The sequence below is a fragment of the Lactobacillus acetotolerans DSM 20749 = JCM 3825 genome (genome assembly GCF_001436775.1).
Classification (GTDB): Bacteria; Bacillota; Bacilli; order Lactobacillales; family Lactobacillaceae; genus Lactobacillus; species Lactobacillus acetotolerans.
In genome coordinates, this window is sequence record NZ_AYZC01000021.1 from 21,138 (window position 1) to 27,335 (window position 6,198).

General features: G+C 34.0%; 8 protein-coding genes. 7 read left to right on the forward strand and 1 reads right to left on the reverse strand.

Annotated elements, in window-relative coordinates:
* The first annotated feature begins 6 nt into the window (after positions 1-6).
* The 3 genes from FC77_RS04420 to FC77_RS04430 are packed head-to-tail and all read left to right on the forward strand — an operon-like array spanning position 7 to position 2,079.
* A complete protein-coding gene (locus tag FC77_RS04420; protein ID WP_056970296.1) occupies positions 7-924 on the forward strand; it encodes a DUF979 domain-containing protein in 918 nt (305 codons plus the stop codon).
* Between the two features lie 9 nt (positions 925-933).
* Positions 934-1,569, forward strand: a complete 636-nt coding sequence (pcp, locus tag FC77_RS04425) for a pyroglutamyl-peptidase I (protein ID WP_056970297.1) — start codon at positions 934-936, stop codon at positions 1,567-1,569.
* A 51-nt stretch (positions 1,570-1,620) separates the two neighbouring features.
* Positions 1,621-2,079, forward strand: a complete 459-nt coding sequence (locus tag FC77_RS04430; protein ID WP_056970298.1) for a hypothetical protein — start codon at positions 1,621-1,623, stop codon at positions 2,077-2,079.
* A gap of 59 nt (positions 2,080-2,138) precedes the next feature.
* Here FC77_RS04430 and FC77_RS04435 read toward each other — a convergent pair whose 3' ends face one another.
* Entirely contained in the window at positions 2,139-2,543 is a 405-nt protein-coding gene (locus tag FC77_RS04435; RefSeq protein WP_054681769.1) for an iron-sulfur cluster biosynthesis family protein, read from the reverse strand.
* Positions 2,544-2,827: 284 nt separating this feature from the next.
* Here FC77_RS04435 and FC77_RS04440 point away from each other — a divergent pair, with 284 nt between their 5' ends.
* From FC77_RS04440 to FC77_RS04455, 4 genes are all read left to right on the forward strand, one after another.
* Positions 2,828-3,934 (forward strand): SLC13 family permease, encoded by a 1,107-nt coding sequence (locus FC77_RS04440; protein ID WP_056970299.1) that lies wholly within the window; start codon positions 2,828-2,830, stop codon positions 3,932-3,934.
* A 106-nt stretch (positions 3,935-4,040) separates the two neighbouring features.
* Positions 4,041-4,601, forward strand: coding sequence for a LemA family protein (locus tag FC77_RS04445; protein ID WP_054681771.1), 561 nt, complete (start codon positions 4,041-4,043; stop codon positions 4,599-4,601).
* A gap of 17 nt (positions 4,602-4,618) precedes the next feature.
* A complete protein-coding gene (htpX, locus tag FC77_RS04450) occupies positions 4,619-5,524 on the forward strand; it encodes a zinc metalloprotease HtpX (protein ID WP_056970300.1) in 906 nt (301 codons plus the stop codon).
* 155 nt (positions 5,525-5,679) lie between these two features.
* Positions 5,680-6,165 (forward strand): hypothetical protein, encoded by a 486-nt coding sequence (locus FC77_RS04455; RefSeq protein ID WP_056970301.1) that lies wholly within the window; start codon positions 5,680-5,682, stop codon positions 6,163-6,165.
* The last annotated feature ends 33 nt before the right edge of the window (positions 6,166-6,198 follow it).

Sequence of the window (6,198 nt, forward strand, 5' to 3'; positions counted from 1 at the left end):
TATTAAATGAACACAAAAGATATCCTAGAATTCTTTTATATTTTTATCGGCATTATTATGATTTTTGCCAGTATTGAATCTTTTCGTGATAAAAGCAATTCAGCAAGAATTGGAACCGGCCTATTTTGGCTAATTTTAGGAATAATTTTTGCCACAGGTAAATACTTACCCAATTTTGTAATTGGACTATTAATTGTAGTAATTGGTATTTTAGCCCTCTTTAAGCAAATTAAAGTCGGCAAAGTCAAAGGCCCTGACGAAAAAATTGAAAAGCAATCAGCTAAGAGATTAGGTGCTTGGCTATTCTTACCAAGCCTGGTCTTAGCAGTCCTATCAATTTTAATCAGTCAATTTACTAAATTAGGTGGGCTGATTGGTATCGGTGTGGCATCTGTTGGTTCCTTAATAATTGCAATAATTATGACCAAAATCAACTTTAAAACCACTTATCACGATAGTGAACGAATGGTTCGTTCGATGGGGACCGCCGGAATCTTGCCACAATTATTGGCAACTTTAGGAGCCGTATTTACCGCAGCCGGTGTAGGACAGGTAACCGCTAAGATGATAGCAGGAATCTTCCCTGCAGGTAATCACCTATTAGGAGTTATTTTGTACTGTGTTGCAATGGCTGTGTTTACAATGATTATGGGGAATGCCTTTGCTGCTTTTGCAGTAATCACCGCCGCTATCGGGATCCCTTTCGTAGTAGCACAAGGCGGTTCTCCCGCTGTTGTCGCCGCACTCGGTATGGTTTCTGGCTACTGCGGAACTTTAGTAACGCCAATGGCTGCTAACTTCAATTCTTTACCAGTTGCATTACTGGAAATGGATGACAATTTAGGAGTTATCAAGCAGCAGGCACCAATTGCAATCATCATGTTGATTGTTCAAATTGTTTTAATGTATTTCTTAGCATTTTAGGAGGAAATTATGAAAATTCTCGTTACGGGTTTTAACCCTTTTGGTACTGATAAAATAAATCCAGCTATTGAGGCTGTAAAAAGATTACCTGATGAAATTGCAGGAGCAAAAATAATCAAGTTAGAAATTCCAACTGAATTCGGTAAATCGGCAGATGTCGTTCACAAAGGCATCACCGATAATCATCCTGACTATGTTTTAGACATCGGGCAAGCCGGTGGAAGATTTGGTTTAACCCCTGAAAGAGTGGCAATTAACCTTGATGATGGCCGAATTGCCGATAATGCTGGCTATCAACCACGCAATCACACAATTCATGAAGATGGTCAAACTGCTTACTTTACAGAACTTCCAGTAAAAGCAATGGTACAAGCAATTAAAGACATTGGTTTACCGAGTTATGTATCTACAACCGCTGGTACCTATGTATGTAACCATATTATGTATCAGGTTCAATACTTTATCGATAAAGAGTTTCCAAACTTAAAAGCAGGTTTTATGCATATCCCATTTTTGCCAGATCAAGTCCTTAACCGGCCTAATACCCCATGCTTATCTTTAGATGATGACGTTAAGGGTATTACCGCAGCTATCAAAGCAATTGTTAAGTACGATGGAAGAAAAGATTTAGGAGTAATCAAATAAAAAAGGCGGCTGATTAAGCCGCTTTTTCTATACTAAAGAAAAGAATTAAAAATGAAACAACCACCACTTGCAAAAGTTTATGAAGCATTAAGTGCAATCGCTGACCAAAGAATAAAGATGGAAGCAGATCATGCATTAGTTACTTCATCTAATTATAGTAAAACATATACCGTAAAATTTTCTGAAAAACAGTATTCTTCTAACGATAATGCGACTTACTGGCAACATTATGCCGGCTATCCCATCATTGCTGTGTTAATTAAACAAGGTAAAATTCAGATTCCTGAAAATGAGAAAGATTTACTAACAGAATTTAAGAATATCAACTGGAAGAAATTAAATACTCATTACAAGAACAAATATGATAAAGCAATTGCCTATTTTTTGAACACAGTAAGTGATAAAGATAGAATTCAAGACTTGGTTAAGCAAATTTTTAACCAGTTAATGCAGCTAGATATTCAGGTTAAAGGAAATAGAACAAAATTAATTAAAAAGGATAGTAAATAACAAAAAACGCATTCCTTACTAACTAAGTAAAAAATGCGTCTTATTTTATCTAAAAGATATTAGCAGGTTTTGCCTTCCATCATATCTTTCTTGGTAATCTTGGATGGCTTAAAGTTACTAATCGTAACACCGCCATCGACAACACCACTATCATCTGACAGGCTTAAGGTAGAATCTTTAGCGTTAATGACCAAACCATTATCTAAGAAAGCCATTTCTGATTTTGAAGTATAAAGATCAAGGCCAGCATTGTTGTCAATCTTGATATCATATTCAGGATCTTTCTTGTCTAAAATAACGAATTGGAAGTTAGCACCGATTGTACAGGTACCACCTTGTTTAGAATATTTATTTGAACCATCATTTAATGCTAAAAGAACTACTTGGCCGTCTTGGACGTGGCTTTTAATCTTTTCAGCAGCTTCAGGTTTAATATTCATTGAAATTACTTTAATGTCAGTCATAATAAATTACCTCCTGTTTATTACTTACTAATGTATAGTATAAACTAACGGGGCAGTAAAGCAAAAATTATGCCTAACTAATTGCAATTTTTTATAGACAAAGTTAACGTGCCTTATTTTAATTTTGATAAATATTTTCAATCTGCCCTGTTGTACTTCATTTTTATACTGGATTGCTCTTTTTTTATTTTATTTTTACTAATTTATCATTGCGAACTATACCAAAAAAGCTCAGAATAGAGTGTGAGTTTTAGATGATTGTAATATGTGAGGGGGAACATTTTATGACCGTCTTGAAAAATATTTTCAAAGATAGGATTTTACAGATTACCGTTTTAGTAACGGTAATCAGTCTTTTTTTTGCGAGACCGCGGTTAATTGATATAAACTTTCATACTTTATTTTCAGTTGCTGCAATGCTCACTATTATTCAAATATACGCTTATTTACACGTATTAGATGTACTGGCTTATAAATTAACAAGTATAGCCAATAATACGCGGAAATTAAATATATTATTTACAATGTTATCAATTATTTCAGGCATGTTTTTAGGTAACGATATTACGGCTTTGACCTTAATACCGCTATATTTAAATATAGCCAAAAAATATAAATTACCACAAATTCTGCCAGTTACTTTAATTGGTATGGGCGCTAATGTCGGTGCGGCCTTTACTCCATGGGGTAATCCGCATAATATTTTTTTAGTTAGTAAATATAATATAGATTTCCTTCAGTTTTTCTCTTGGTCCACGCCATTTGTAATAATCTCACTGCTTATTTTAATAGCTGTATTTTTTTGTACCCCCCGAAAAAAAATTCCAGTTCGAAAAACTGAAAACATAAACATAAGTTTACGTCCAACTATTATTACAACAGCAGTATTCATCTTCTTTTTTCTGGGCGTTTTTAGGGTTGTTAACATCATTTGGCCAATGCTTGCAGCAATTGTATTAGCATTGATAATCAATCCAAGAATCATGCTTAAAATTGATTATGCTCTATTGCTTACTTTTACAGGTTTCTTTATATTTATCAGTGATATTCAACAGATACCAGCCATAGTAGGTGTCATTCACATGATGATCCATTCAGAAAACTCAACTTACCTCACCTCAATCATTTCCAGTCAGGTAATGAGCAATGTACCATCGACTATCTTAGTCGGTAAATTTACCCCTTATGCTCAAGCTTTGTATCTTGGATCTAATATTGGTGGTTTTGGTTCCCCAATTGGTTCAATGGCTAATATGTTAGTACTCAAAACTTTCAATAAGAATGCCACTGTTAACAAAAAGACTTTTCTCAAAGGTTGGTCAATCATGCAATTTACTGGCTTAATTATCTTAACGATAGTTGGTTGGTTCCTACTGACTTTTAAGATATAAGTAAAAATTTAACTTTTTCATTAAAGATGCCCAATTAGCATCTCTTTTTTTATCTATAATCTACAGAATCAGGTACAATTAGATATACACATAAGGAGGAAAATTTATGTCAACATTAACTTGGATAATTTTAATTATCATTGTTTTACTAATTGCTATTTACATTACTATTTATAACGGTTTACAAAAAGCCAAAGTTTATACTGATGAGTCATGGAGTCAAATTGACGTTCAATTAAAACGTCGTAACGATTTAATCCCTAACCTAGTAGAAACTACTAAAGGGTACGCCAAGCATGAAAAAGATACTCTTGAAAAAGTTGTTCAACTACGTAATCAATTAACTAATACACCAAGCAGCGACCGTAAGGGTACTTTAAAGATTTCTAACCAAATTTCTGATGCACTTAAATCTATCTTTGCTTTATCAGAAAACTACCCTGATTTAAAAGCTAACCAAACTTTCTTAAAGCTTCAAGAAGAATTAACTAACACAGAAAACAAAATTGCTTATTCTCGTCAGCTTTATAACTCATCTGCTGCAATGTACGACAAGAAGTTATTAACTTTCCCATCAAATATTGTTGCTAAGATTCATGGATTTAAGAAGGTCGATTACTTGGAAACTCCAGAAACAGAAAAAGAAGCACCAAAAGTTAAATTTTAATGGTAGGTAATTAAATTATGTTATTTGAGCAAATTGCCCATAATAAGCGTAAAACCACGCTAATTATGGTCCTCTTTGTGGTGATTCTTACTCTAGTTGGAGCAGGTTTAGGCTACATCTTTACCGACAATCCGTGGATAGGAATTGCAATTGCGTTTATTGCCAGCCTTATCTATATGTTTATAGTTCTACGCAATCCTGCCAATATGATCATGAACATGAACCATGGTAAGGAAATTCATGAAAAAGATAATCCAGAACTTTGGCATATTGTCCAAGACATGGCAATGGTAGCTCGCGTCCCAATGCCACGAGTATTTATCATTCCTGATAAAAGCCCAAACGCATTTGCTACCGGACGAGATCCAAAGCATAGTGCTGTAGCCGTAACGCAAGGTCTTCTTGATATGATGAACCGAGAAGAACTTGAAGGCGTACTAGGCCATGAAATATCACATATAAGAAACTATGATATTTTACTTTCTACGGTTGCCGTGGTTTTAGTCGGAGTTATCTCTTTCATCTCTGGTTATGCTAGCCGTTATATTTGGTGGTTCGGTGGAGATCATCACAGCCGTGATGATAATAAAGATGACAACAACCCAGTCATAATGATTATCAAAATAGTTGCCATCGTCTTTGTATTAATTTTGGGACCAATTTCGGCTAGTTTAGTACAAATGGCACTCTCACGTAACCGCGAGTATTTAGCCGATGCATCATCAGTTGACTTAACACGAGATCCACAAGGATTGATTTCGGCCTTAAAAAAGATCGATAATAGCCAACCTATGAAAAAAGCAGATCCAAGCAGTGCAGGAATGTACATTGAAGACCCATTTCATAAGAAACGCGGATTTTCGCACTTATTTGATACACACCCAGCCACTTCGGATCGTATCAAACGCTTAGAAAAAATGTAAATACGAGAAATATCCTTAACTTCAATTAGAGTTAAAGATATTTTTATTTTATATTTAGCTCCGTTTTAAACTACTCTTCTTTAAAGTTATAACTAACAGCATTAAAATAAATTTAGAAAATCAATGAAAATTTATACTTTACAGAGGAAAAAATTTTGAAAAAATATAAAGAATCTGATTCTACAAATCGAACCTTTAGCAATCTCTCAAATGATGCTTTCTATTTACTCAGATCGATGAGAAAAGCATACGCAATTGTACGGTGGTTATTTCTACCTGCAATACTCTCTTTTATTGGCATTGTTTCAATACTTACCACCCCTTATGATGATTGGGGTGGAGGCTTCTTTATAACAGGGATCTTTCTAGAGTTTATAATAATTGAATCTTATAAATCAGAAATTGAACCAACACTCAATAAAGTGCAAATAAAGCTTGAAAACGAATTGTTATATAAAATTAAAGCTGACGAGAGAATAATTTACTTGCAACAACTTTTAAAAGAATACAAAACTAATTCTGCATATTCTCTTTTAATCGTCCTTTTACCTCTAATAATAGCTTGTATTTCTTTGGCTAATAGAAATAATCCTACTGCATTTCTAGTTCTACTTGCTGAAACTGTCAAATCTTTTGTGTAAATAGATCTTTCTCATAGATTGATTTTTTATTCT

Bases quoted from the DNA above. Each gene is read 5' to 3' on its own strand.
- FC77_RS04435 (WP_054681769.1), bottom strand. From the start codon at position 2,543: ATGACTGACATTAAAGTAATTTCAATGAATATTAAACCTGAAGCTGCT.
- pcp (WP_056970297.1), top strand. From the start codon at position 934: ATGAAAATTCTCGTTACGGGTTTTAACCCTTTTGGTACTGATAAAATA.
- FC77_RS04430 (WP_056970298.1), top strand. From the start codon at position 1,621: ATGAAACAACCACCACTTGCAAAAGTTTATGAAGCATTAAGTGCAATC.
- FC77_RS04440 (WP_056970299.1), top strand. From the start codon at position 2,828: ATGACCGTCTTGAAAAATATTTTCAAAGATAGGATTTTACAGATTACC.
- FC77_RS04420 (WP_056970296.1), top strand. From the start codon at position 7: ATGAACACAAAAGATATCCTAGAATTCTTTTATATTTTTATCGGCATT.
- htpX (WP_056970300.1), top strand. From the start codon at position 4,619: ATGTTATTTGAGCAAATTGCCCATAATAAGCGTAAAACCACGCTAATT.
- FC77_RS04445 (WP_054681771.1), top strand. From the start codon at position 4,041: ATGTCAACATTAACTTGGATAATTTTAATTATCATTGTTTTACTAATT.